This window comes from Campylobacter sp. W0014 (assembly GCF_020135975.1).
In the GTDB taxonomy this organism is placed as follows: Bacteria; Campylobacterota; Campylobacteria; order Campylobacterales; family Campylobacteraceae; genus Campylobacter_D.
The window spans coordinates 1-1041 of sequence record NZ_JACHTR010000073.1 but is presented as its reverse complement, the minus strand read 5'-3'; the positions used below and the strand labels follow the sequence as shown (position 1 = coordinate 1041).

The window sequence follows — 1041 nt, the reverse complement described above, 5'->3', positions numbered from 1 at the left end:
AAAATGAATAAAAATTCTAAAATTTATATAGCAGGTCATAGAGGGCTTGTAGGTACTGCTATAGTAGAAGAATTGATAAATCAAGGGTATAGTAATTTGATTTATAGAACTCATGAAGAACTTGATTTGACCAATCAAAAAGCAGTAGCTGATTTTTTTGAAAAAGAAAAACCAGAATATGTTATTTTAGCAGCAGCTAAAGCAGGTGGAATATTGGCAAATAATACTTATAGGGCAGATTTTATTTATGAAAATTTGCAAATTCAAAACAATGTTATCCATTCTTCTTATCTATATAAAGTTAAAAAATTAATTTTCATAGCCTCTACTTCTATATATCCAGATAATTTAATTTTTACAAAAGAAGAGGATTTATTGACAGGAAAGTTAAATTATTCCAATGAATCTTATGCTATATCAAAGGTAGCTGGTGTAAAAATGTGCGAATCTTACAATATACAATATAAAACCAATTTTATTGCTTTAGCTCCTATTAATTTATATGGAAATAATGATAAATTTGATTTAGAAAAATCTCATGTAATGCCTGCTTTGGTAAGAAAATTTCATCTAGCAAAATTATTAAATGAAAAAAAATATGATGAAGTGTTAAAAGATTTAAATATAAATGATATTCAAAAAGCCATTACTTATCTTAAAAATTTTGGAATTGTTGAAAATAGTGTTGAAATTTGGGGTAGCGGTAAGCAAACTAGAGAATTTTTACACAGTAAAGATTTAGCGCAAGCCTGTGTTTATATCATGGAAAATATTAATTTTTCTGATTTGCATGATAAAAATGACAAAGAAATTCAAAATACCCATATTAATATAGGAGTTAATAAGAATATATCTATCAAAGATTTAGCTTTGATGATAAAAGAAATAGTGGGTTTTAAAGGAAATCTTGTTTTTGATGTAAGTAAGCCAGAAGGCAAATTTAATAGGATAACAGATTGCTCCAAAATCCATTCTTTAGGCTGGAAACATAAAATCGAACTAGAAGAAGGGATCAAAATGATGTATGATTGGTATTTAAAC

1 protein-coding gene is annotated in these 1041 nt (G+C 26.5%); it reads left to right on the top strand.

Annotated features, from left to right (window positions below):
• Positions 1 to 3: 3 nt before the first annotated feature.
• Positions 4 to 1041: GDP-L-fucose synthase (locus tag H2277_RS08990; protein WP_337201965.1), on the top strand; the 1038-nt coding region annotated here is incomplete at its 3' end.